Source organism: Subtercola lobariae (assembly GCF_014640255.1).
In the GTDB taxonomy this organism is placed as follows: Bacteria; Actinomycetota; Actinomycetes; order Actinomycetales; family Microbacteriaceae; genus Subtercola; species Subtercola lobariae.
Genome location: NZ_BMGP01000002.1, coordinates 606,957 through 628,716 on the forward strand (window position 1 = coordinate 606,957; position 21,760 = coordinate 628,716).

The 21,760-nt window shown below is 65.4% G+C and carries 25 protein-coding genes and 1 tRNA gene; 12 read left to right on the top strand and 14 right to left on the bottom strand.

Features of this window, described 5'->3' with window-relative positions; genetic code table 11:
• The first annotated feature begins 8 nt into the window (after positions 1 to 8).
• Complete coding sequence (locus IEX24_RS07175) at positions 9 to 965, top strand: DMT family transporter (RefSeq protein WP_188675815.1); 957 nt, start codon at positions 9 to 11, stop codon at positions 963 to 965.
• Here the strand turns inward: IEX24_RS07175 and IEX24_RS07180 are convergent.
• The 4 genes from IEX24_RS07180 to IEX24_RS07195 all read right to left on the bottom strand — a co-directional run bounded on the left by IEX24_RS07180 (position 962) and on the right by IEX24_RS07195 (position 4,607).
• Complete coding sequence (locus IEX24_RS07180) at positions 962 to 1,420, bottom strand: MaoC family dehydratase (protein WP_188675818.1); 459 nt, start codon at positions 1,418 to 1,420, stop codon at positions 962 to 964. The two genes, IEX24_RS07175 and IEX24_RS07180, sit on opposite strands and share 4 nt — an antisense overlap.
• Positions 1,417 to 2,181 carry an SDR family oxidoreductase gene (locus IEX24_RS07185; protein WP_188675822.1) on the bottom strand — a complete coding sequence of 255 codons (765 nt, stop codon included), beginning with the start codon at positions 2,179 to 2,181 and terminating at the stop codon, positions 1,417 to 1,419. The genes IEX24_RS07180 and IEX24_RS07185 overlap by 4 nt, the downstream gene beginning before the upstream one ends.
• A 10-nt stretch (positions 2,182 to 2,191) precedes the next feature.
• Positions 2,192 to 3,316, bottom strand: a complete 1,125-nt coding sequence (locus IEX24_RS07190; protein ID WP_188676570.1) for a zinc-binding dehydrogenase — start codon at positions 3,314 to 3,316, stop codon at positions 2,192 to 2,194.
• Positions 3,317 to 3,431: 115 nt separating this feature from the next.
• Positions 3,432 to 4,607, bottom strand: coding sequence for an acyl-CoA dehydrogenase family protein (locus tag IEX24_RS07195; RefSeq protein ID WP_188675825.1), 1,176 nt, complete (start codon positions 4,605 to 4,607; stop codon positions 3,432 to 3,434).
• A 108-nt stretch (positions 4,608 to 4,715) separates the two neighbouring features.
• Between IEX24_RS07195 and IEX24_RS07200 the strand changes: the two genes are divergently transcribed.
• The 3 genes from IEX24_RS07200 (at position 4,716) to IEX24_RS07210 (ending at position 6,265) form a co-directional block, all read left to right on the top strand.
• Positions 4,716 to 5,372, top strand: a complete 657-nt coding sequence (locus tag IEX24_RS07200) for a QsdR family transcriptional regulator (RefSeq protein WP_188675828.1) — start codon at positions 4,716 to 4,718, stop codon at positions 5,370 to 5,372.
• 1 nt (position 5,373) lies between these two features.
• On the top strand, positions 5,374 to 5,778 hold the full coding sequence (locus IEX24_RS07205; protein WP_188675831.1) for an acyl-CoA thioesterase: 405 nt from the start codon (positions 5,374 to 5,376) through the stop codon (positions 5,776 to 5,778).
• 91 nt (positions 5,779 to 5,869) lie between these two features.
• On the top strand, positions 5,870 to 6,265 hold the full coding sequence (locus IEX24_RS07210) for a hypothetical protein (RefSeq protein WP_188675836.1): 396 nt from the start codon (positions 5,870 to 5,872) through the stop codon (positions 6,263 to 6,265).
• Positions 6,266 to 6,324: 59 nt separating this feature from the next.
• On the opposite strand, the gene mqo is transcribed toward IEX24_RS07210, so the two are convergent.
• A complete protein-coding gene (gene mqo, locus IEX24_RS07215) occupies positions 6,325 to 7,845 on the bottom strand; it encodes a malate dehydrogenase (quinone) (RefSeq protein ID WP_188675839.1) in 1,521 nt (506 codons plus the stop codon).
• Positions 7,846 to 7,935: 90 nt separating this feature from the next.
• Here mqo and IEX24_RS07220 point away from each other — a divergent pair, with 90 nt between their 5' ends.
• Positions 7,936 to 8,856 (top strand): LysR family transcriptional regulator, encoded by a 921-nt coding sequence (locus IEX24_RS07220; RefSeq protein ID WP_203585872.1) that lies wholly within the window; start codon positions 7,936 to 7,938, stop codon positions 8,854 to 8,856.
• Between the two features lie 356 nt (positions 8,857 to 9,212).
• Positions 9,213 to 9,704, top strand: coding sequence for a beta-class carbonic anhydrase (locus tag IEX24_RS07225; RefSeq protein WP_188675842.1), 492 nt, complete (start codon positions 9,213 to 9,215; stop codon positions 9,702 to 9,704).
• 190 nt (positions 9,705 to 9,894) lie between these two features.
• Here IEX24_RS07225 and IEX24_RS07230 read toward each other — a convergent pair whose 3' ends face one another.
• Both IEX24_RS07230 and IEX24_RS07235 read right to left on the bottom strand, forming a co-directional pair.
• The gene (locus IEX24_RS07230; RefSeq protein ID WP_188675844.1) at positions 9,895 to 11,313 is read right to left on the bottom strand and encodes an O-acetylhomoserine aminocarboxypropyltransferase/cysteine synthase family protein; all 1,419 of its coding nucleotides are present in this window, start codon (positions 11,311 to 11,313) and stop codon (positions 9,895 to 9,897) included.
• Positions 11,310 to 12,806 carry an NtaA/DmoA family FMN-dependent monooxygenase gene (locus IEX24_RS07235; protein WP_188675852.1) on the bottom strand — a complete coding sequence of 499 codons (1,497 nt, stop codon included), beginning with the start codon at positions 12,804 to 12,806 and terminating at the stop codon, positions 11,310 to 11,312. Before IEX24_RS07235 ends, IEX24_RS07230 begins: the two co-directional genes overlap by 4 nt.
• Positions 12,807 to 13,032: 226 nt before the next feature.
• Here IEX24_RS07235 and IEX24_RS07240 point away from each other — a divergent pair.
• Both IEX24_RS07240 and IEX24_RS07245 read left to right on the top strand, forming a co-directional pair.
• A tRNA-Cys gene (locus tag IEX24_RS07240) sits at positions 13,033 to 13,103 on the top strand.
• Positions 13,104 to 13,139: 36 nt separating this feature from the next.
• The gene (locus IEX24_RS07245) at positions 13,140 to 13,766 is read left to right on the top strand and encodes a winged helix-turn-helix domain-containing protein (RefSeq protein WP_188675855.1); all 627 of its coding nucleotides are present in this window, start codon (positions 13,140 to 13,142) and stop codon (positions 13,764 to 13,766) included.
• 158 nt (positions 13,767 to 13,924) lie between these two features.
• On the opposite strand, the gene IEX24_RS07250 is transcribed toward IEX24_RS07245, so the two are convergent.
• Positions 13,925 to 14,137 carry a hypothetical protein gene (locus IEX24_RS07250; protein WP_188675858.1) on the bottom strand — a complete coding sequence of 71 codons (213 nt, stop codon included), beginning with the start codon at positions 14,135 to 14,137 and terminating at the stop codon, positions 13,925 to 13,927.
• Positions 14,127 to 15,044: an LLM class flavin-dependent oxidoreductase gene (locus IEX24_RS07255; protein WP_188675863.1), complete on the bottom strand. Its 918-nt coding sequence runs from the start codon at positions 15,042 to 15,044 to the stop codon at positions 14,127 to 14,129. The genes IEX24_RS07250 and IEX24_RS07255 overlap by 11 nt, the downstream gene beginning before the upstream one ends.
• Before the next feature lie 170 nt (positions 15,045 to 15,214).
• On the opposite strand from IEX24_RS07255, the gene IEX24_RS07260 reads away from it, so the two are divergent.
• Complete coding sequence (locus IEX24_RS07260) at positions 15,215 to 16,228, top strand: Abi family protein (RefSeq protein ID WP_188675866.1); 1,014 nt, start codon at positions 15,215 to 15,217, stop codon at positions 16,226 to 16,228.
• A gap of 29 nt (positions 16,229 to 16,257) precedes the next feature.
• Here the strand turns inward: IEX24_RS07260 and IEX24_RS07265 are convergent, their stop codons facing one another.
• From IEX24_RS07265 to IEX24_RS07275, 3 genes are all read right to left on the bottom strand, one after another.
• Positions 16,258 to 16,608: a carboxymuconolactone decarboxylase family protein gene (locus tag IEX24_RS07265; RefSeq protein WP_188675869.1), complete on the bottom strand. Its 351-nt coding sequence runs from the start codon at positions 16,606 to 16,608 to the stop codon at positions 16,258 to 16,260.
• Positions 16,608 to 17,588 carry an ATP-grasp domain-containing protein gene (locus tag IEX24_RS07270; protein ID WP_229715150.1) on the bottom strand — a complete coding sequence of 327 codons (981 nt, stop codon included), beginning with the start codon at positions 17,586 to 17,588 and terminating at the stop codon, positions 16,608 to 16,610. Before IEX24_RS07270 ends, IEX24_RS07265 begins: the two co-directional genes overlap by 1 nt.
• 145 nt (positions 17,589 to 17,733) lie before the next feature.
• Positions 17,734 to 17,889 (bottom strand): hypothetical protein, encoded by a 156-nt coding sequence (locus IEX24_RS07275; protein WP_188676607.1) that lies wholly within the window; start codon positions 17,887 to 17,889, stop codon positions 17,734 to 17,736.
• Between IEX24_RS07275 and IEX24_RS07280 the strand changes: the two genes are divergently transcribed.
• The gene (locus tag IEX24_RS07280; protein WP_229715151.1) at positions 17,888 to 18,253 is read left to right on the top strand and encodes a four-helix bundle copper-binding protein; all 366 of its coding nucleotides are present in this window, start codon (positions 17,888 to 17,890) and stop codon (positions 18,251 to 18,253) included. The two genes, IEX24_RS07275 and IEX24_RS07280, sit on opposite strands and share 2 nt — an antisense overlap.
• Before the next feature lie 81 nt (positions 18,254 to 18,334).
• Here the strand turns inward: IEX24_RS07280 and IEX24_RS07285 are convergent, their stop codons facing one another.
• On the bottom strand, positions 18,335 to 18,691 hold the full coding sequence (locus tag IEX24_RS07285; protein ID WP_188675872.1) for a hypothetical protein: 357 nt from the start codon (positions 18,689 to 18,691) through the stop codon (positions 18,335 to 18,337).
• A gap of 125 nt (positions 18,692 to 18,816) precedes the next feature.
• Here IEX24_RS07285 and IEX24_RS07290 point away from each other — a divergent pair, with 125 nt between their 5' ends.
• Together IEX24_RS07290 and IEX24_RS07295 are read left to right on the top strand one after the other, a co-directional pair.
• Positions 18,817 to 19,587, top strand: a complete 771-nt coding sequence (locus tag IEX24_RS07290; protein ID WP_188675875.1) for a maltokinase N-terminal cap-like domain-containing protein — start codon at positions 18,817 to 18,819, stop codon at positions 19,585 to 19,587.
• Complete coding sequence (locus tag IEX24_RS07295) at positions 19,587 to 20,489, top strand: PhzF family phenazine biosynthesis protein (RefSeq protein WP_188675878.1); 903 nt, start codon at positions 19,587 to 19,589, stop codon at positions 20,487 to 20,489. Before IEX24_RS07290 ends, IEX24_RS07295 begins: the two co-directional genes overlap by 1 nt.
• A 62-nt stretch (positions 20,490 to 20,551) precedes the next feature.
• Here IEX24_RS07295 and IEX24_RS07300 read toward each other — a convergent pair whose 3' ends face one another.
• Positions 20,552 to 21,721, bottom strand: a complete 1,170-nt coding sequence (locus tag IEX24_RS07300) for a MalY/PatB family protein (protein ID WP_188675881.1) — start codon at positions 21,719 to 21,721, stop codon at positions 20,552 to 20,554.
• Positions 21,722 to 21,760: the final 39 nt, after the last annotated feature.

Here is a 21,760-nt window from a genome sequence, read left to right on the forward strand (position 1 = left end):
GAGCACTAATGACTAGTGAACTTGTCTCGTTGAGCCCCATGCAGAGTCTCGGTATTCCGATCGCCCTCGTCGGCGCCATTTTTCTGGCCCTCGGAGCCGAGCTGCAGCACCGCGGCGTCAACAAGGTCGATGCAGCAACATCGGGCAATGCCAAGTCGGGGCTCAGCATTCGTCAGCTCATCGCTCTGTTGCGCCGCCCCTCGTGGGTCATCGGCTCGCTCATGCTGACGCTCGCCATCATCTTTCAGCTGGTGAGTCTCTACTTGGCGCCGCTGACCGTGGTTCAGCCGCTCGGCGCCATTGCGCTGGTGATCACCGCGATCGTGAACGCGCGGGTGACGAAGACCAAGCTCACGGCCCCGACGATTCGGGCGATCGCGTTCTGCGTCGGCGGCATCGGGTTGTTCGTGACCGCTGCCGCACTAACGACCTCGACCCTGCCGATCAGTGACAAACAGCTCGTGATCGTGCTGATCATTCTCGCGGTGGTGCTGCTCATCGTCACCACCGTTTTCATCAGGTTTCGCACCCGCGCAACGGCCATCTTCTACATCATCGGCGCGGGCGTTCTCTTCGGCTTCGTCGCCACCCTCGCAAAGGTCGTCATCGAGCGCGTGCAGACCCTCTTCATCGGCGGCTTTCACATCGCTCAGGGCGACTGGCTGACGCTGCTGTGCTTCGGCGGACTCATCACCGCGGGGCTCGCCGGCACCTACTTCGTGCAGACGGCGTACTCGTCGGGCCCGCCCGACCTCGTGGTCGCCGGGCTCACCGTGATCGACCCGATGGTGGGCGTCACCATCGGCATCGTGGTGCTCGGCGAAGCCGCGAGCGCACCCTGGTGGGCGACCATCGTGTTCGTGGTGGCCGGCGGCCTCGCCGTGTACGGGGTCTTTCAGCTGTCGAGGCGCACGACGCCGCCAGCGGCCGACGCTGTCGGCGACGCAACCCCCTCGCCTGCCTAGCCCGGGTACAGCACGATGAACTCGGCCACCAGTGCCGGCTTCGTCTGGCCTTCGATCTCCACCGCGAGCTGAAGCCCCACCCGAACTCCCGAGCCGGTACGAGTCGCACTCGCCACCGAACCCGACGCGCGCACCCGCGAGCCCGACCGAACCGGCTGCAAGAACCGCACGTGCTCAAGACCGTAGTTGATTCCCATGGCCACGTTCTCGACGCGGTACAGACCGCCGATCATGGCGGTCAGAAGCGAGAGCGTCAGAAATCCGTGAGCGATGGTGCCGCCGAACGGACCGGCGGCCGCGCGCTCGGCGTCCACGTGAATCCACTGCGGGTCGTTGGTGGCGTGGGCGAATTCGTCGATGCGGGCCTGGTCGACGAGCATCCACTCGCCAGGGCCGAGCTCGGTACCGGATGCCCTAAGCAGCGCCTCTGCGTCAGCGAACGTCTGCACGGTCATGCCTTCGGCCCACCCGCGACATAGAGCACCTGGCCCGAAACGAAGCTCGCCGCCTCTGAGCAGAAGAACGAGGCGGCTGCGGCGATGTCGGCCGGCTGCCCCACGCGGCGTACTGCGATTTCGTTCTTGGCTCCCTCGAGAAACTGTTCAAACGTGATGCCCATACGCTCGGCGGTCGCCCGCAGCATGTCGGTCGCGATGAACCCCGGCGCAATGGCGTTGGCCGTCACGCCGAACGGGCCGAGCTCGATGGCGAGCGTCTTCGTGAAGCCCTGCAGCCCGGCCTTCGCTGCCGCATAATTCGCCTGCCCGCGGTTGCCGAGGGCCGAGGTGCTCGAGAGGTTCACGATGCGGCCCCATTTGGCGGCGACCTGGTGCTTCTGAACTTCGCGGGTCATCAAGAAGGCTCCGCGCAGGTGCACGGCCATCACCGCGTCCCAATCGCCCTCGGTCATCTTGAAGAGCAGGTTGTCGCGGAGGATGCCGGCGTTGTTGACCAGTACGGTGGGGGCGCCGAGGTCATCGGCGACCTGAGCGACCGCGCGCGTCACGTCGTCGGCGTTCGAGACGTCGGCGCCGACGCCGAGCGCACGGCCACCCGCATCGACGATGGCAGCGACGGTGCCGGCGGTGTCTTCTTCACGCAGGTCGATCACGGCGACGGCATAGCCATCGACAGCGAGCTGCGTCGAAACGGCGGCGCCGATGCCGCGGGCGCCGCCGGTGACGATGGCGACGCGCTGGGTGGGTGAGTCGGTCATGGGTACTCCTTTATGGGTGGGTGGTCGGCGGTTCGTCGAACACGATCAACTGGCGTAGCGCCCGGCCTTCGGCCAGAGCATCCATCGCCTCGTTGATGTCGTCGAGCATGATGTGGTCGGAGATCAGCCGCTCGACCGGCAGGCGCCCTTCGCGCCAGAGCTGGGCGAAGAGCGGAATGTCGCGGCTCGGAACGGCCGACCCGAGGTAGCTGCCGATAATGGTACGGGCTTCTGCGGTCAGCACGAGCGGCGAGATGCTCGAGCGTGCGTCAGGTGACGGCAGGCCGACCGTGACGGTTCGGCCGCCCGGGGCCGTCGCCTGCACGGCCGTCTCGAACGCTCGCGCGTTGCCTGCCGCCTCGATGACCACGGGCGCTTTCACCCCTGCAGCGAGCAGTTCGGCGGGTGTGTACGTTTCGTCGACCCCGCTCTCACGGGCGCTGGCGAGCTTCGCCTCGACGCCGTCGACGCCGATGACGTGATGCCCGCGCGCCCGGGCGACCAGTGCGGCCGCCATGCCCACTCCGCCGAGGCCGACGACCATGACGGTGTCGCCGGGCTCGGGTTTGGCCGAGTTGATCACCGCTCCCCCGCCGGTCAGCACCGCGCAGCCGAGCAGCGCGGCCACATCGGCCGGAACGTCAGGGTCGACCCGAACCACCGACGCGCGGTTGACCACGGCGTGCGTCGCGAACGCCGAGACACCGAGGTGATGTGCCACCGGATGCCCGTCACGCTGCAGCCGCGCCTGGGCACCGAGCAGCGTGCCCGCGTTATTGGCCGCGCTGCCAGGCTCGCAGGGCAGCCGCCCGTTCGTGGCGCAGCCGTCGCAGTCGCCACAGCGCGGCAAGAACGTCATCACGACCCGGTCGCCCACCGCAAGCTCGCCGCCCGCGTCACCCAGCTGCACCACGATGCCCGCGGCCTCGTGCCCGAGCAGCATGGGCGTCGGCCGCACCCGGTTGCCGTCGACTACCGACAGGTCGGAGTGGCAGACCCCCGCCACCTCGATGCGCACGAGAATCTCGCCCGGCCCCGGCGGCTCGAGTTCGAGCGTCGACACGCTGAGCGGGCGCGACACCGCGAACGGCGGCTCGGCACCCACGTATTCGAGTACCGCTCCCCTGATCTGCATCATTGCACCTCTTTCGCCTCGTTGCGTCTCACGTGCCGATCACGCGCGTCTTGTGGGCCCTCTGTGCGACCACGCTCAGCGATAACCGCACATACGGCCCACGAGATGAGCACTGCTATACGAACGCCGCGTGGCCGGTGATGGAGCGACCCACGATGAGCGTGTTCATCTGGTACGTGCCCTCGAAGGAGTAGATCGCCTCGGCATCGGCGAATGGCTTCGCCACCCCGTAGTCGAGCACGATGCCGTTGCCGCCCACCACCTCGCGCGCCCAGGCCACGGTCTCCCGCGCCTTCGCACTCACGAACGCCTTGGCGAGCGCCGAGTGCTGATCGTCTTGGCGCCCTTGGTCGAGCAGCTGCGACACGCGAACGCAGAGCGCGATGCTCGCCGTGATGTTAGCCAGGCAGCCGGCCAGCTTGTCTTGCACAAGCTGGTGTGCCGCAATGGGCTTGCCGAACTGTATGCGATTTTTGGCATATTCAACCGCAGCTTCATATGCCGCAATCGAGTTGCCCACCGCATGCCAGGCCACGCCGGCCCGAGTCAGCTTCAGAATCACCGCCAGATCGCGAAACGAGTTGATCTTCTGCAATCTGTTGCTCTCGTCTACTTCGACGTTGACGAGCGTGATGTCGGCGTTCTGCACGATGCGCAAGCTCTGCTTGTTCTCGATCTTGGTGGCCGTGAACCCTGGCGAGTCGGTCGGCACAATGAAGCCCTTGACCTGGCCGTCGCCCGCATCCCGAGCCCAGATGATGACGATGTCGGCGAACGTCGCGTTGCCGATCCAGCGCTTCGCCCCGTTCAGCACCCAGGTGTCGCCGGTTCGCGTAGCCACCGTCTGAAGCCCGCGTGCCGTATCGCTGCCCGAGAGCGGTTCGGTCAGCCCGAAGGCGCCGATGACCTCGGCCGTTGCCAGCCGCGGCAGCCAGTATTTGCGCTGCTCCTCTGAACCGCCCACTCCGAGTGACCCCATGGCCAGGCCGCTCTGCACACCGATGAATGTGGTCAGCGAGCCATCGACACGCGCGAACTCGAGGTTCAGCCAGCCGCGGTACACCGCACTGCTCTCGAACTGGCGCGACTCTTCCCACTCGGGCCCGAGCACCCCGAGCCCGGCGATGCCGGGAATGAGTTGATACGGAAATTCGGCCCGAGCCCAGTAGTCATTGGCAATCGGCCGCACTTCGCTTTCGAAATAGCTCCGGATGCTCGCGATCGACTCGTTCTCACGATCCGTCAGCTCGTCTTGAAAGTAATAGAAGTCGCTCGTCAGGTTCTCGGTCACGTGACCATCTCCATTGCTTGGTCTGCGGGCCGGTTCGGCCGTCGTATTCCACTATGCATCATTTTTCAAAACGTTGCACGAGTTTTTTTGCACCGCTAGAGTTCGATCATGACAAGTGAGCTCGGGCGCGATCACGGCCACGGCTCGCTCGGGGCGGTGGGCACCACACTCGTACCCACCGAACTTTCGCGCCGCATCGACCCCGAGACCGGCACCCACGCCGACGCACGCCGCGCCTTTCTGCTCGCCCGCAAGACCTTCATCGCCGGCGAACGCATCGACATGGCCGAACTTGCGGCCGCCCTCGGAGTCGACCGCACCTCGCTCTTTCGCTGGGTGGGTAACCGCGACGCGCTGCTCTCTGAGGTGCTGTGGTCGCTGGCCGTGCCTACCTTCGACCAGTCAGAACTCGCGGCCGGCAGCGCCACGGGAGCCACCCGCATCTGCGCCCTGCTCAGCACCTTCGTCGACAACCTCATTTCGGCCGACTACTTTCGCGTGTTTCTGCGCCGCGAACCCGCAAGGGCGCTGCGCCTGCAGACCACTACCGACAGCGAGGTTCAGCGGCGGTTCGTGGCCGTGGTCGAGACTCTGCTCAGCGAAGAGACCGACGCCGGCACCGTGAGCTACGCACTGCCGAACCACGACCTCGCCTACCTGCTCGTGCGAATCTCTGAATCATTCACCTACGCCGACCTGATCACAGGCGAAACCCCCTCAAGCGAACGCGCTCAGGCCGCATTCGCCTTCGTTCTGAGAGCGTGACATGACCTACAGCCAGCAATTCGCCACCCGATGGGCCGACAACGACATCTACGGGCACCTCAACAACACCATCTATTACGCCGCGATGGACACCACGATCAACACCTGGCTGATCGGCGAAGCCGGTTTCAACCCGATCACGTCTGACCCGATTGCCTACTGCGTGTCATCGTCGTGCAATTGGGTTGCCTCAGGTGCTTTTCCCGACACGTTGCGAGTCGAGCTCGGCGTCGGCAGGCTCGGCACCTCGAGCATCACCTGGAAGCTCGCGATTCTCCGTGACGCCGACGACACTCTGCTCGCGAACGGCGAGTTCGTGCATGTGTTCGTCGACCGCGCGAATCGTCGCCCGGTGCCGATTCCTGACGCGCTACGCACGCAGATCGCCGCCGATCTCAGCAGCTGACCCGGCCGGTTCGGTTGCCTGAACGCCGGTACGATTAAGGGGTTGCGTCTGTCATGAAAGACACGATCGCACTTTCGAAAGGATCTCTATCGTGACTGACACGAACCGCACCGCAGCTGAGCTCTCCGACTCGGCCGGCGCTCCGCCGCTGCACGAGTTGATGAGCCCCGAGAAGAACGTTCAGCGCATCATGTGGACGGGCACGTTCTGGTTCATGGCAGCCGTCGGCGCCGTCGCCGTGGTCACCGGGCTGCTGCTCGCGTCGGGCTGGCGCCCGTCACACCTCGCCGGTGGCGCGCAGGTCATCTGGTGGATCGGCGCGGCCTTTGTCACCCTCAGCATCGGGCTGATCGGATGGTCGGGCTGCCCCATTCTCGAAGTCGACGTTCCTACGGCAGACCGCAACAAGACCCGCACCATGCAGCTGGGCACGCTGCTGTTCATCGTGGGCGGCGCCGTCACCCTCTTCGCGGTGATGATCGGTTAGCCTCGCCGCTCTGCACGGCACGCCACAGCACGGGACGGGACGGGACGGCGCAGCTCAGTTCAGCTGAGGTGCAGCAGCTCGCCGGTGCGCTTCAGGTTCTCGTCGACCTCGGCCTGACCGTCGGCGGCACTCGGGTCAAGCCCGGGTACGAGGGTATCGACGATGGCCGACCACGATGCATCCCACTCGTCTGTGAAGCAGGTCTTCAGCAGATTCAGCATGATGGGCACGGCAGTGGATGCGCCGGGCGAAGCCCCGAGCAGACCGGCAATCGTGCCCTTGCCACCCGTCACCAATTCGGTGCCGAAGGTCAGCTCGCCCACCTTCGTGGCGTGCGGCTTGATGAGTTGCGCCCGCTGGCCGGCCTGGATGGGGTACCAGTCTGCGGGGTTCGCCTCAGGGTAGAACGCGGTGATCTCGCTGAACTTCTTCGTGCGTGAGGCGAGCAACTGACTCACGAGGTACTTGACCAGCGAGAGGTTGTGCAGGCCTGCGGCGGCCAGCACCAGAGCGTTGTCTGGCTTGACCGTGCTGAAGAGGTCGGTGAGCTTGCCGTGCTTCAGCAGCTTCGTGCTGAACGTGGCATACGGGCCGAAGAGCAGCGAGGCCTTACCGTCGATGACGCGCTTGTCGAGGTGCGGAACCGACATGGGCGGGGCGCCGTTCGCGGCCTGGCCGTAGATCTTCGCGTCGTGCTGCGCCACGATCTCGGGGTTGTCGCAGCGCAGAAACTCGGCTCCGATGGGAAAGACACCATAGCCGCGCACCTCGGGCAGGTGCGCCTTCTGCAGCAGCTTGAGCGCGTAACCGCCGGCACCGACGAAGACGAAGCGCGCGCGAACGGTGAAGCGGCGACCTTCGTCACCCGACTGCCCGTTCGTGTGGCGTCCGGAGCCCCGCTGGCCCGAGACGAGCCAGGTGTTGTCTTTCTGGCGGGTGAGAATGTCGACGTTGTGGTTGAGTTCGACCTCGCCGCCCGCTTGACGGCTGGTCTCGAGCAGGGCGCGCGTGAGGGCGCCGAAGTTCACGTCGGTCGCTTCGACGTAGCGCGTGGCTGCGACGGGCTCGGAGCTCGTGCGGCCGGCCATGGTGAGCGGGGCCCACTCGGCGATTTTCGCGGGGTCGTCGCTGAACTCCATTGCAGAGAAGAGCGGCAGTGTGCTGAGCGTCTCGTGGCGCTTCTTCAGGTAAGTGACGTCGCGCTCGCCGAAGACGAGATCCATGTGCGGGGTGGGGTTGATCACTTCGGAAGGCTCGGGCAGGTCGCCGCTCGCCGCGAGCGCGGCCCAGAATTGCCGGGAGAGATGAAACTGCTGCGCGATCTCTTCAGTCTTCTTCGAGACGGCGGGGTCGGGCATGTAGTTGAGTTCGCAGAGGCCGGAGTGGCCGGTGCCGGCGTTATTCCACGGGTCTGAACTCTCACGCGCGATGTCGTCGAGGCGCTCATAGACACGCACCGACCAGTCGGGCTGCAGCTTCGCAAAAAGGGCCGCAAGCGTGGCCGACATGATGCCACCGCCGATGAGAACCACATCGAGCGTTTCCACTCCGCTGACGCGCGAGGAGGTGTTGGTGGGCATGTCGAGCCTTCTTCCGTTTTGCTGTCTCATCTAGACTGCGCTCGAATATCTCATCCGTCCAATGAAATTGTGCTGAGTTATCATGCAAACATGGATGAATACATGTCGCCCGAGGGTGAGGCTCTCGTGCCTCTGCTCGCGGCCTTCGAGGCTGCCGCGAACGAGAGCCACATCACCCGCGCAGCGGAGCTTCTGAATCTGCCGCAGTCGACCGTGAGCAGGCGACTTCAGGCCCTCGAGAAGGTCGTGGGCGTGCCGCTCTTCCACTCCGCTGGGCGGGGCGTGCAGCTCACGGCACAGGGGCGCGATCTGCTGGCGCGCATCCGCACACCCCTGCGTGCGATCGACGAGGCACTCGCTGATGTGAAGGCGAATGCCGACCCCGAGAGCGGGCTCGTTCGCTTCGGGTTTCCGTTCACCCTGGGGCCCGTGAGCGTTCCGTCACTGCTGGCCGATTTTCACGTCACAGCTCCGCATATTCGGTTGCGCCTCGTGCAGGGGCACGCCGAAGCACTCACGGCGCAGCTGCAGGGTGGCAGCCTCGACCTGGCGATCGTGATTCCTGCGCCGCTCGAACTGAGGTCGTTCGCGCTCGGGGAGCAGCCGATTGCGCTGTACGTTTCGCGCGAGCATCCACTCGCCGGCCGGTCACACGTCGACGTGGCCGAGCTCGCCGACGAGACCTTCATTGCCAACCCGCCCGACTACAACCTGCGGAGCCTGCTCGAAACCTGGTGCGCCGAGGCCGGATTCGCGCCACGCATCGCCTTCGAAATCACCGAATTCGAGACGATGCGCTCGCTGATCGCCCACGGCCTGGGTGTGGCGCTCTTGCCCGCGCCCGAAACCACGCACCCGGGGCTGGTCGGCATTCCGCTCGGCGGCCCGTCGTTGCACACGCGCACGATCGGCCTCGTTGCGGCGACCACGCGCCCCACCCCGGCCGCCGAACGTCTGCGCGCCTACCTCGCCGAGCACGCCGGGCGGGTCATCGCGGCGAGCGCCCGCTGAGCCCTTGACCCGCTCGCTCCGCCATTGACCCGCTCGCTTCCACCCGTCACCCGTCATCCGTCGAGGTGAGCCCATTACCGCAATTCGAGGCCACTGTAACGGCCTCACATTGCCGTACCGGTCTCACTCAGCGTGAATCGCGCCCACACGGGGTCGATGGCAGTGCACGTGCGGCCGCGAGACGGCCAGACGCGATGCGAGCGCGTGTTCGGCGCCCGCACCGAAACGGATTGGCGGGGGCGTCACCCGCCGAAACGAAGTGACACGTTCGGTAACACTCGGGCCGCCCGAAGGCCACGCGCGCAGGCTGAGGGAGTCAGCCACTCGGCTTTCGCTCCTAACGATGGGACACACTTATGACCGTCACCGACGACCTCCTCCGCAACAACGAAGCGTACGCTGCGCAGTTCTCGGGCCCGCTGCCCCTGCCGCCCAGCAAACACCTCGCCGTCGTCGCGTGTATGGATGCCCGCCTCGACGTTTACCGCATCCTCGGCCTCAACGAGGGCGAGGCGCACGTCATCCGCAACGCAGGCGGCGTCATCACCGAAGACGAAATCCGCTCGCTCGCCATCAGTCAGCGTCTGCTCGGCACTGAGGAGATCATCCTCATCCACCACACCGACTGCGGCATGGTGACCTTCACCGATGACGGATTCAAACAGAGCGTTCAAGACGACACCGGAATCCGCCCCGACTGGGCCGCCGAGGCCTTTCCCGACGCCCACGCAGATGTTGCGCAGTCGATTCGCCGCATCAAGGCGAACCCGTGCATTCCGAAGAAAGACTCGATTCGCGGGTTCGTCTTCGACGTGGCCACGGGCAAGCTCGAAGAGGTCACGGCGTAGCGGTTCGGTACGGTTTCAGTTCGTTTTCAGTTCGTTTTCAGTTCGTTTTCAGTGCGTTTTCAGTGCGTTTTCAGTGCGTTTTCAGTGCGGGGTGACGGATGCCCGGGCATCCGTCACCCCGCACGAAACGCCCCTGCGGCGCCCGCCCCGCCAGCTTCGGCACCCGACCACCGTGGCCCCGCGGCAGCCCTCAGCGCAGCGCCCACTCCAGATCGGCGATGAGGTCGCCCGCGTCTTCGATGCCCACCGACAGCCGCACGAGCCCCGGCGCAATGCCGAGGCGCTCGCGCAGCTCGGCGCTGAATGAGCTGTGCGTCGTGGTCGCAGGATGCAGTGCCATCGACCGCACATCGCCGATGTTCGTCATGTGGCTGAACACCCGCAGCCGGTTCAAGAACCGTCGCGCGCCGTTCTCACCACCCTTCACCGTGACCGCGAACACTGAACCGGGCCGGCCGTCGTAGAGGGTGCGGGCGAGCTCGTACCGTGGAGCATCCGGCAGGCCCGAGTAGTCGACGCTCTCGACATTCTCGTGCGTGGCCAGCCAGGCCGCGATGGTCTCCGCGTTCTCGAGGTGCTGCCGCATGCGCACCGAGAGCGTCTCGATGCCCTGGTGCAGCAGAAAAGAGTTGAACGGCGAAAGCGCAGGGCCGATGTCGTTGACGACGGCCTCGCGGGCGGCCCGCGCGTAGGCGGTCGGGCCGAAGCGGTCGAGGTACGAACGTGCGCCCGACGGCGCCGGCTCGGTGATCAGCGGGTAGGCACGATCTGCCCCGGCCCAGTCGAACGTTCCGCCGTCGACGATGGTGCCCGAGAGCGCGGCGCCGTGCCCGCTCAAGAACTTCGTCGACGAATGCACGACGATGTTCGCTCCGTGTTCGAGCGGACGAATCAGGTACGGCGAGGCGATGGTGTTGTCGACTACAAGCGGAATCTTGTGCCGAGCCGCGACCCGCGCCACGTAGTCGAGGTCGACGATGTCGTTCTTCGGGTTGGGAATGGTCTCGGTGAAAATCGCCTTCGTGCTGGGGCCGATCTGCCGCTCCCATTCGGCCTCGTCGGCGTCGTTCCAGACGTAGTCGACGCCCACTCCCATGCGCGCGAAGCTGCGGCCGAAAAGGATGCGCGTGCCGCTGTAGATGCTGGCCGTCGACACGAAGCGATCGCCCGACGACACCAGCGCGAACAGCGCGGCCGTGATCGCCGCCTGACCGCTGGCCACCACGATCGACTCGAGACCGCCCTCGAGCGAGGCGATGCGCCGCTCGGCGACCGCACCCGACGGGTTGCGCTGCCGCGAGTAGATGAGCCCGTCAGCCTCGCCCGAAAACCGGCCACGGGCGTCGTCGAACGAGTCGAAGCGGTACCCGGCAGTCATGGCGATGGGCGGGATGCGCGCGCCGCTCGTGTGCTGGTCGGTCTCGCCGGCGTGCACCTGGCGGGTGGCGAATCCGTATCCGGCCCAGTCGTACTCGGGCTCGTTCTGCCCGCGTTCGTTTTGCTCGGGCTCGTTCTGCCCGCGTTCGTTTTGCTCGGGCTCGTTCTGCTCGGGCGCGTTCTGCTCGGGCGCGTTCTGCTCGGGCTCTGGATGTTCGCGCTCGCCACTCACGACCGACGCCGCCCTTTCGCCGCACTCGAGTTCGCCCCACTCGAGCCCGCCCCACTCGAGCCCGCGCTGTGCGACGCGTCGTTCGCCGCGGGCGGCGCAGCCGACCCCAGATGATCGCGCAATGTCTCCCCTTCGTAGTGTGTGCGGAACAGCCCTCTGCGCCGCAGTTCAGGTATCACCAACTCGGCGAACGACTCGAACTGTTCGTGCAGAAACGCGCTCAAGATCGTGAACCCGTCGACTGCGCTCGAACGGTACCACGTCTCGATATGGTCGGCGAGATCCTGCGGCGAACCCACCACGATCGGCGCGTTCACGAGCTGAGCGACCAGCAGATGACGGTAGGTCGGGGCTCGACGAGTACCGACGACTCGGCCTGAGCGTTGCGCATCGACATCGAGCAAGCGGCGCCCGGCCGCGTTGAAGTGCTCGACATCGCCCGGCGAAACGGTCTCGTCGAGCTGTCGTTCGCGCAGCGCCAGACCCACGAGCTGGGTGATGCGTGCGGCCGATCGCTCGCCGCCCGGCGCGAGAGCACGGTCGTTGACACCGCGCCCACCCTCGGCGCCGTCACCCTCGACTACCACGAGCGACACCAGCTGATCGTAGAGCTCGAACGCCGCCTCGCGCGTCGACGCAACGATGGGCAACAACGGCGCCACGATCTTGAGGTCGCTGCGCGCGCGGCCGTACGCCTCGGTGAGCATGGCGAGTTCGCGATACGACTTGATGGCGTCACCGAGGGCCGATGGTGTGGTGAGGTACAGCTCAGCATTTCCAGCGGCGAGCGCCCTGGCGCGAGGTGCATTGCCGCTCAGGGCAAGTGGTACCTCACCTTGAACCGGCGGCAATGTGTTCAGCGGGCCGGCCGCCTGAAACGTCAGACCCGCATGATCGAGCGCCGCGATCTTGGTGGGGTCGATCAGAGCGCCAGTCACCGCGTCGCGCGTGAACAATTCGGGATGCACGGTACCCCACAACCCCCGCAGCACCTCGATGTACTCCGCCGCCACATCGAACCTGTTCGCGTCGTGCGGCCTGGTCGAGCTGCCGAAGTTCGCGGCCGAACGCTGGTCGCTGCCGATGAGCAGGTTCAGGCCGAATCGGCCGCCGCTCAGCAGATCGATCGACGCGGCGGTTCGCGCGGTGTCATATGGTTCGCTGTGCGAGACGCTCGCCGTGCCGACCAGCCCGATGCGCTCCGTGACCGCCGCGAGGTAGGCCGCTGTGCTCAGCGGGTCGGTTCGCACGAGCAGGTGTGGGTCGGTGAGTTCGAGCTCGGCTCCGGTAGAAAGCCAGTCGCCGAAGTACAGGTAGTCGAACGTAGCGGCCTCTGCCGCGAGCGCGATACGCCGCAACGCAGAGGTGTCGTCGGCCGGGTCGGAGTGCGCCCCGGGCATCCGCCAGCCCGAGGGAAACGCGCCCAGAGTGCGCACCATCACACCCAGGGTCAGGTGCCCCGAGCGTTCGTGCCAGGTCGGCGATTCGCTCATCTCGCCCCTGCTTTCGAAAGGGATGGGTGGTGCATGACAGATCCTTCGTTTCTTCGACGGTAGGCGGCGCCTGGGTGTTTGGCGAACGCCGCCGTAACAAAGCTGCACACGCCGAAAAGTAAAGGCCCCGCGTTACACACCGAGATAAACCGACACGGTGCGTCATGTTCGAGAACCCGACTTGCACCCCGGCGCACACTTCAGACGTACCGAGATTTTCGGTCGCCGCGGTGTGCCCGAGAGGCCAGGGAGCAGCCTGCAAAGCTGTCTACACGGGTTCGATTCCCGTCACCGCGTCGCTCAGCCAGAACGAACGATGCACGGAGGTGAACCATGACACAGCCTTCCCCCACAGGGCCGCCGAACGAGCACGCCGAAGCGCGAGGATTCGCCGTGTACATCGGGCTCGACGAATACCATGCCCTCGCCGACGGCACGACCCTCGGCGAGATGGCGGCTGCCCTCAAAGAGCTCGTGCAGACGATCGCGCCGAGCGCCCAGACGTATACGTCGATCGCGGTGGCTCCGCGCGATTCCGGGGGCCGCGACCTCGACGTGGTGAAGAACTCCACCTCGCGGCCCGACCTTGCCGCAGCTCGAGGGCCCGGCGACGGCAACGGTACGGATGCCCGGTCGGGAGCCAAGAACGTCGTCATCGACCTCTCCCGCCGCCGTATGCTCATCGGGCCCCAGGTGAGACTGCTGACGTACATGGAATTCGAGCTGTTGCAGTACCTCGTCGAACACGAGGGCACCACCGTGACCCGGCAGGAACTGATCGAGGTGCTCTGGTCGGGTGAACTCGCCGACCAGATGAGTTCACGAACGGTCGACGTTCACGTGCGGCGCCTGCGCGTGAAACTCGGCTCTGAGGCCGACCTCGTGCGCACCGTGCACGGCCTCGGCTACGTGTTCAACAAGGGTTGGAACGTGCAGGTCGTTTACCGCGGCCAGAGCTAGTGGCGGTCGCGCAGACCATCCGGTAGCGCATCCGGCGTCGCTTCGGCGGCTGTTTCTGCCGCTCAGCGGTCTTCTCGTTTCTCAATTCATCGCCGCGCTCAGCGGCACCATCGTGTCGGTCTCGCCGCAGCGTTCACGGCCGCAGCTAGTCGTCACGGCTACGCCGCCACCCGAGCCTCGGCGCCCACCGATACCTCCGGCAGACCGAGCCGGCTCCGGAACGTCGTGAGCTCAGGCCGCGCATCGAAGATGCCCTTCCGCTCGAGCCAAGGCACGATCTCGCCGAGAAACTGCTGCAGCGAATTGGTTCCCATCAGTACGAAGCCGTCTGCGGCATCCGTCTGATGCCAGCGTTCGAGTTCATCGGCCACCTCGTCGAAGCTGCCGACGATGTTCGTGTGACCAGTACCCGTGACGACCTCGGTGAGAAACGAGCGCAGGGTCGCCCCGGGGCGCACGGCGAATTCGCGGTACAAGAGCGCTCGGCTGCGACGGCGGCCCGACCTGTTGATGTCGTCGATGCTCGGCAGAAGCGACCTGGCGTCGGCCGTGCTCGAGGGTGGGCGCGGCCGCATAGATGAGTTCGCCGTATCGCCCCGCCAACTCCAGCCCGTTCTCTGACCCGCCCGCCTGAACCACCACGGGGTGGCCCTGGGCCGAGGGTGGGATATTCAGAGCCTGCTGCACATCGAAATACTGCCCATGGTGGCCGATGTCGCGAATCTTGTCGACGTTGTAATACAGTCCAGTAGCGGAATCTGGCTCGAGGTAGCCCGGCTTCCAGCTGTTCCAGAGCTGTAACACCACATCGACGAACTCTTCGGCGCGGCGGTAGCGCTCGGCGGCCGAGATGATGTCGGCGAACCCGAAGTTCTGTTCGCCGATGAATCCGGTCACCGCATTCCAGCCCGAGCGGCCCCCGCTCACCTGGTCGAGTGAGGCGAACCGACGGGCGACGTTGTACGGGTCGTTGCACTGCGTGGCGATCGTGCCGCTCAGCCCGAGGCGCGAGGTACGCGCGGCCAGCGCCGAGAGCAGGGTGAACGGCTCGTAGGGAAACGCGCCGGTGGCGGCGAGCGTCTCACGAATCAGGGCCGGAGCATCGCCGAAGAAGACCCCGTCGAACCCGGCCGCCTCCACCGCCTGCGCCCGGGTGACGATGCGTTCGAACGATCCCGACTGCGCGTCGCGCTCCCAGGGATGCCGGTACTCGGCGGTCTCGTACCCCAGCAGTATGGTGTGGGCCAACAACTTCAGCGATGACTTCGTTTCTGGCATTGTTCTCTCCTTCGCCGCGCCGATCGTTCGGCTGTGCAAGGCGACCGGCTCGTTTGGCTACGACGACGTGGCCGTGCTAGATTCGCTGAATCAGACATCGCCCCCCTCTGAGCCTCGGCTCAAGGGGGCGATTTTCATGTGTGTCCGACGTTGCTGGTATAAGTTGAGACATGCTCTATACCAAGCTATTCACCGAGCGCGAAGATCTACTCGATCAGCTTGAAGATCGTGGCCTCGCTGTTCCCGACCGCGCCGAGGCGCTCGCCTTTCTCACTCGCGTTGGATATTTTCGTTCCGGTGCCTACCGCTACGTGTTCCGCCTTCTCCTTCCGCCTGCCGAGGTCAGCGTCAAACCGAGGCAATACCGCAGCGATAACTACATTTCGGGCGCGAGTTTTTCGCACGTCTCGACACTGGAGTCTTTCGACTCTAAACTCACCCGCATTTGCTTGGAGGGCCTGCTCGATTGTGAAATCCGGCTTCGCGCAGCCATTGCGCACACATTGGCCGCAAGGAATGTGGCCGCCCACGCTTACGCCGAATGTTTGGATGACCAGAAATGTCGGCAATTCCGCGGGGCGACAACGAAGTTCGAGGCCTGGTTGCAGACGTGCGACGAGGCAATTCGTTCGGCAGCAGAAGATGAAGACTTCATCACTCACCATCTACTCAAATACCCTGAACAGCCCGTACCCATCTGGGCGGTGACCGAGGTGCTCAGCTTCGGAAAGCTGCCTTATCTTTTCGAGCTCATGAAGACCGAAGATGCGCGAGAGGTAGCGCGCCAATTCGGGTTCATCCATCCGCGGGCGTTCGGCGCGGTGCTGCGCATGATGGTCGACTTCAGGAACGTCTGCGCGCACGGATCGCGGCTCTTCAACCGGGCCTTCAAACGATCGCTCGCCATCAAGATGCACGAGACCGCCGGCGACTTGCTCGAGCATTTGACGGTGTTCGACTTCACTGAAACACCAAAGCCCCAGCAACGTCTTTACATCTACGCTGCGGTGTTGGGGTTCATGCTCCGCTCGCACTCTGCAGGCTCCACCTGGCACCTGACTTTCAAGACCCAGATCAGAAAGTTCGACATCGACGTGTTGGCTCCCGACGGCGCACTGCTTCTGACCCCCGCCGTGAGCATGGGGTTTCCTCGAGATTGGCAAGAGTTGCCGCTCTGGAAATGAGCCGCGGCAGCGCGGCGCCGACGCCCGCGTCAGTGCGTGTGCTCGGCTGCCGCACCCTCGGTGAACTTGAAGGCGAGACGACCGTGCGCGAAGCCGCCGCCTGCCCTGATGGCCGCCGCGACCCAGGCCGTCTCGGCGAGCTCTTTCTCGGTGGCGCCGGCCGCGGCCGCGTTCTTGGAGTGCGCCTCAATGCAGTACACGCACTGCGTGGTGATACCCACGGCAACCGCGATGAGCTCCCGCACCTTCAGCGAAAGCTCCGGCCCCTCGGGCGCGAAGACCGCCGCGTTGAACTCGTTGAACGCCTTCAAGATCTCGGGCGTCTCGCTCTTGTAGACACGGGTGTATTGCTTGTCAGTGGGGTCGAGGTAATGCGACATCAGATGAGTACTTTCTGTGAGATGGTTTCGGTTGCAGGATGTTCGGCGATCGTGATGACAGATGACGAAGCATCCGCACCGCCCGTCTGCCCGTAGCGCTCGGCCAGAAGCCCCTTGAGGTACCGCGCAATGGAGCGCGGCCCCGAACGATCAGACGACGCTTCGACGTCGGAATTGTAGTTCGTGTTCGTGTTGATGTCGTAGGTCACGCGGCGACCATCGGCCGTCTCGATGAACTCGATGCCTGCGATCTCGATGCCCTGAGCCTCGAGAAACTGTTCGTAGCGTGCGATGAGCGGGTCGTCGTCGAACCCCGCCCGCAGGGTGAACAGCGGCACCTCGCAGGCGTCGGCCGGGCAGAGCTCGAAGCTTCCCGCCGAAATATCGACCCGCACGGCGTATACGTACTTTCCGCCCACGAATTCGACCCTGGTGACAAACGGCTCGGCCGCCACGAGGTACTCCTGAATCAGCGTGATGCCATCGGGTGAGGCCTCGAACTCGGCCGAATCGACGTACGTCTCGAACGCCTCGTGCGTGTCGAACCGCCGCACCCCGAGCCCCTTGCCGCCCTGATTGTGCTTCGTGATGAAGGGAGTGTCGAAGGTGCGCGCCACGCCCTTCAGCTCTGCACGGCCGAAGACGGCGGATGTTCGGGGCACGTCGAACCCGGCCTGAACGAGCGACTGGTGCTGCTGCACCTTGCTCACCTCGACCTCGACCACCTGGCGACCGTTCACCACCCGGGCGCCGTTGCTCTGCAGCCACGAGAAGACGGCGCGCGCGTATTCTTTGGCGTCAGCGTGATCACGCGTATGCGACGACGCGCTCAGCCGCGACCAATAGATGCCCGGTTCGGGGGCCGAGCCCAGGTCGATCGATCCGCCGCTCAGCACGATCTCGCTCACCGGCACGTCTTCGGCTTCGAAGGCGGCCAAGAGCGGCGGCAGCCACTCCGAATTCTCGTGAACGATGAACACGCGCGACGATTGACGCTGCGATCGACTCGGCGATTGACCCATAGTGCTCAAGTAAACCGGTACCACCCCGCCGGCATTCCGGTTGTGACATTCTGTGACCACCCGAGGGTTGGGCTATGAAAAACCGAAGGCTTGTGGCGCGATGTCAATGCCTCCCCGTAATATTACGTAACAGAGCGAAGGATGCTCGACCAGACACCGCGGCCCGCACGTGGCCCCGACCGAGATGAGGGTATTCCATGAGCACAATGACCGAAATGATGTCGATGTCGATGGCTTCGACCATGAAAGAGATGGGCATGTCAGACATGGACATGTCGATGATGGAGGCGTGTATCGAAGCCTGCTCGGCATGCGAGCAGGCTTGCGTGATGTGCGCCGACGCCGATATGGGCGACGGCATGGCCAAGTGCGCGAGCATGTGCTCGATGTGCGCCGACGTGACGAACACCATGATGCGCATGATGATGCGGCCGATGAGCTGGAACATGATGACCATGATGTCGATGCTCGAGACCACCATGGCGATGTGCAAGGCGTGCGCCGACGAGTGCATGATGCACGCCGAAATGAGCGAGCACTGCAAGATGTGCGCTCAGGCGTGCATGCAGTGCATGGAGGCGTGCGAGGCCATGCTCACCAGCATGAAGGCCATGGCCAGCTGACGCTAGCCAGCCAGAACCGGCTGGCATGCCAAGTCGACGGCCGGCTGAAACCCGCCCGCTGCCCGACCAGGCAGGCTGACGTTACAGGGCAGCCTCTACGGCTGCCGGTTCCACCACGACACTGAACCACTCAGACCCGACCGCCAGCACATTGTAGGCGGCGTGCAACGCGACGGGTTCGCCGATGCTGAGCGCCTCGGCGAGGTCATGGTGGTGCCACACCTGCACCGTGCTCGAGGTTTCGACCGAAACGAGTTCGAGCCAGCCGTCTTCTGACACCGACGACACGATGGCGTCAGCCCACTTGCTCGGCGTTGCCGCTGCGAGGCGACGGCGCATCGGGTGCAGCGAGTGCCCCTCGGCGGCGCGGGCACACTCCATGCCGAACTCCACTGCGCACACGGGGTGGAGCGGGGTACGGGTGGGCTGCCTGGTCATCGTTTCCTCAATCGAACGCATCGTGAACTTTCGTAGAATTCACGGTACGTGCAGAGCGATCCGCTGTCACCAGAGCACGTCATCGAACGACACATAACTCCCCAGGTGCGGCAGTATGTTCTGCCATGGCCCTCATCTATCGCGCCGACCTTCAGCCGTCGAAACTCGATCTGCTGCGCGGGTGGCTCCCCCGTCAGCCCTGGTACGCGCCAGACACGGCATCGGCCGGCAAAGGTTCGACCAGCACTGGTTCGACCAGCACTCCGCCGACGCAGACGCAGCTCTCGACGGTCGGCTCGTTTCGCTTCGACGACCCTGCGGGTGAGGTCGGCGTCGAGACTCTTTTCGTGCAGGTCGACGAAGGCGTCATCCATCAGGTTCCGCTGACCTATCGAGGCGCCCCGCTCGTGGGCGCCGAAGCATCGCTGATCGGAATCACCGAACACTCGGTGCTCGGCACACGCTGGGTCTACGACGGGCTGGGCGACCCGGTCTTTCTCGCCGTTACGGTGAATGCCGCGCTGAACGGTGGCCGGCACGCCGACGAGTTCGTCGATGTCGATGGCGAGCTGATCTTGCGTGAACCGCGGGCTCTCGTGAGGGGTTCTGGCACCGATTCGGGCGCCGGTTCACGCACGATTTCGCCGCCGGCGGTCGCCGAAATCTCGACCACCAGCAGCGCACACGACTCCACGACGAGCTTCGCGGCATTCGACGTGGTGGTGTTTCGAACGCCCGAACCCGCACCCCGAGCATCCGGCAGCCCGACGCAGGCAACGCCGCCGCAGGCCGGGCAACCGGATAACCGCCCCACCAATGCCGTGCTGACCGCGACCTGGGCCGGCCAGCCCGTCGAGCACACCTTGGTTCGCGTCACGACGGCGAAGAACCTCTGATGCGCACCTCAGTCGCGTTTGCGTTCGTCGATGTATTCGCCGACGAACCGTTGCACGGCAACCCGCTGGCGGTGATCGACGATGCCGACGAGCTCGCCGTGCCCGTGATGCAGGCCATCGCGCGCGAGTTCAATCAGTCCGAGACGACGTTCATCGTAAAGCCGACGGCCGCCAACGCCACGGTTCGGCTGAGATCGTTCACCCCGAACGGCAGTGAGGTGTTCGGCGCCGGCCACAACGCGCTGGGTGCCTGGCTGGCGCTGGCGCAATCGCGGCCCGCGCTGTTTTCGCCCTCGAGCGGCTCAGAACCGGGCACTTACTGGCAGCAGATCGGCCCCGACGTATTGCCGGTCGAGGTGCGAACCGCCGCCGACCGCAGGCCCGTGGTCTCGATGTCGCAATCGGCGCCCGTCTTCGGCGACAGCGTGAGAGACCGGGCTCAGCTCGCTGCCGCGCTGGGCCTGCGCGAGAACCAGCTCGCCGACGAAGCCGCCCAGGTCGTCTCGACCGGGGCCGGCCACCTGCTGGTGGCGCTCACCGAGCGCAGCGCAGTGGATGCTACGCGACCCGACTCGAACGAGCTAGCAGTCGTGCTCGCGGCAGTCGGCGGCGAAGGATGCTACGTGTTCAGCCGCGACCCGCACGACCCCGGCTCGGCGGCCTACGCCCGCTTCTTCAACCCCGTGATGGGAATCGCAGAAGACCCGGCGACCGGAACCGCCGCCGGCCCGCTCGCCGCCCTGCTCGTGTCGCGCGGTCAGGCGTCGGATGCGACCGAGACCATCATCGAACAGGGCTTCGCTCTCGGCCGGCCCAGCAGAATTCGTGTGTTCGTCAACGGCTCAGACGTGCGGGTCAGCGGCACCGGCCTCGTTGTGGCGAACGGCACCCTTCACCTCTGAGACGCGCGCGTCGCGCGCGGCGAGCCTGGCCAAGCGGCGCAGGCGAAGATGGTGCCCCACCTTCAGCCCGCGTGCCGCCGAACCGCCTCGGCCATCGCCACAACCGCCTCTTCGAGCAACGGCGCCGGCATCGCGAAGATCAGCCGCACATACTGTTCGTACCCCCGCCCGCAGAGCGCTCCGTCGGTCACCGTGACCCCAGCCTCGACCCGAAAGAAATCGGCGACCGACCCCTCGATACCAAGCGCCGAACAGTCGAGCCAGGCGATGTACGTGGCCTGCGGAATGCTATACCGCACCTCGGGTAGGTGCTCGGCCAGCAGCCGCCCGAGCAGTTGACGATTGCCGTCGAGGTAGTCGACCACCTCGGTCAGCCACGGCCGCCCCTCGGCGTAGGCAACGGCCGACGCCACAACGCCGAGAGTGGATGCACCGTGCAGCACGGCGAACCCGAAGGTCTGGTAGAGCTCTTCGTCGAAGTCGTTCGACGTGATGAGCTGGGCGGCCTTCAGCCCCGGCAGATTCCACGCCTTCGAGGCGCTCGTCGAGGTGATGGTGTGCGCGGCCGTTTCGGGCGAGAGCGAGGCGTAAGCGATGTGGGGCGTCGATCCGTACCGCAGCGGCGCGTGGATCTCGTCGGCGAACACCCGCCCGTTGTGCTTGCTGACGATCGCCGCGATCGACTCGAGCTCTGCCCTGGTCAGCGCCGTGCCCGTCGGGTTGTGCGGGTTGCACAGCACGAGCGTTCGGGCCCCCGCTCGAAAGGCAGCGTCGATGGCGTCGAGGTCGTGCTGCCAGCGCCCCTCGACGACCACACCGGGCACCTCGAAGACGGCCCGGCCGAGGGTCGGCAGAAAACTCAAGAACGGCATATAGGCAAGCGTCGGCACGATGACCCCCGTTGCCGCCGGCGAGAACTTCGTCACCGCGACCTCGAGCGCCGCCATCACGTCTGACACGGCGTGCACCCGTGCGGCATCCACGCTCCAGCCGTATTCGGCCTGCACGAAATCAGCCGTCGCCCGGGCCATCTGAGCGCTGGTGTCGGGCGAGAGGTAACCGAGGTTGCCGGCGTCGATGGCGCGGTGCAGGGCATCCGTCACCTCGGGTGCCGTACCGAAATCCATCTCGGCGACCCACGCGCCGATGGTGCCCGGGTGCAGGCTCCATTTTCGGCTCGCCGCCGTGCTCAGCTCAGCGCGGGTGATGGCGTCGAATCGACTGGGATGCATCGGTACCTTTCTCGAAGCGAGCTTACAATCCGAAGCTCC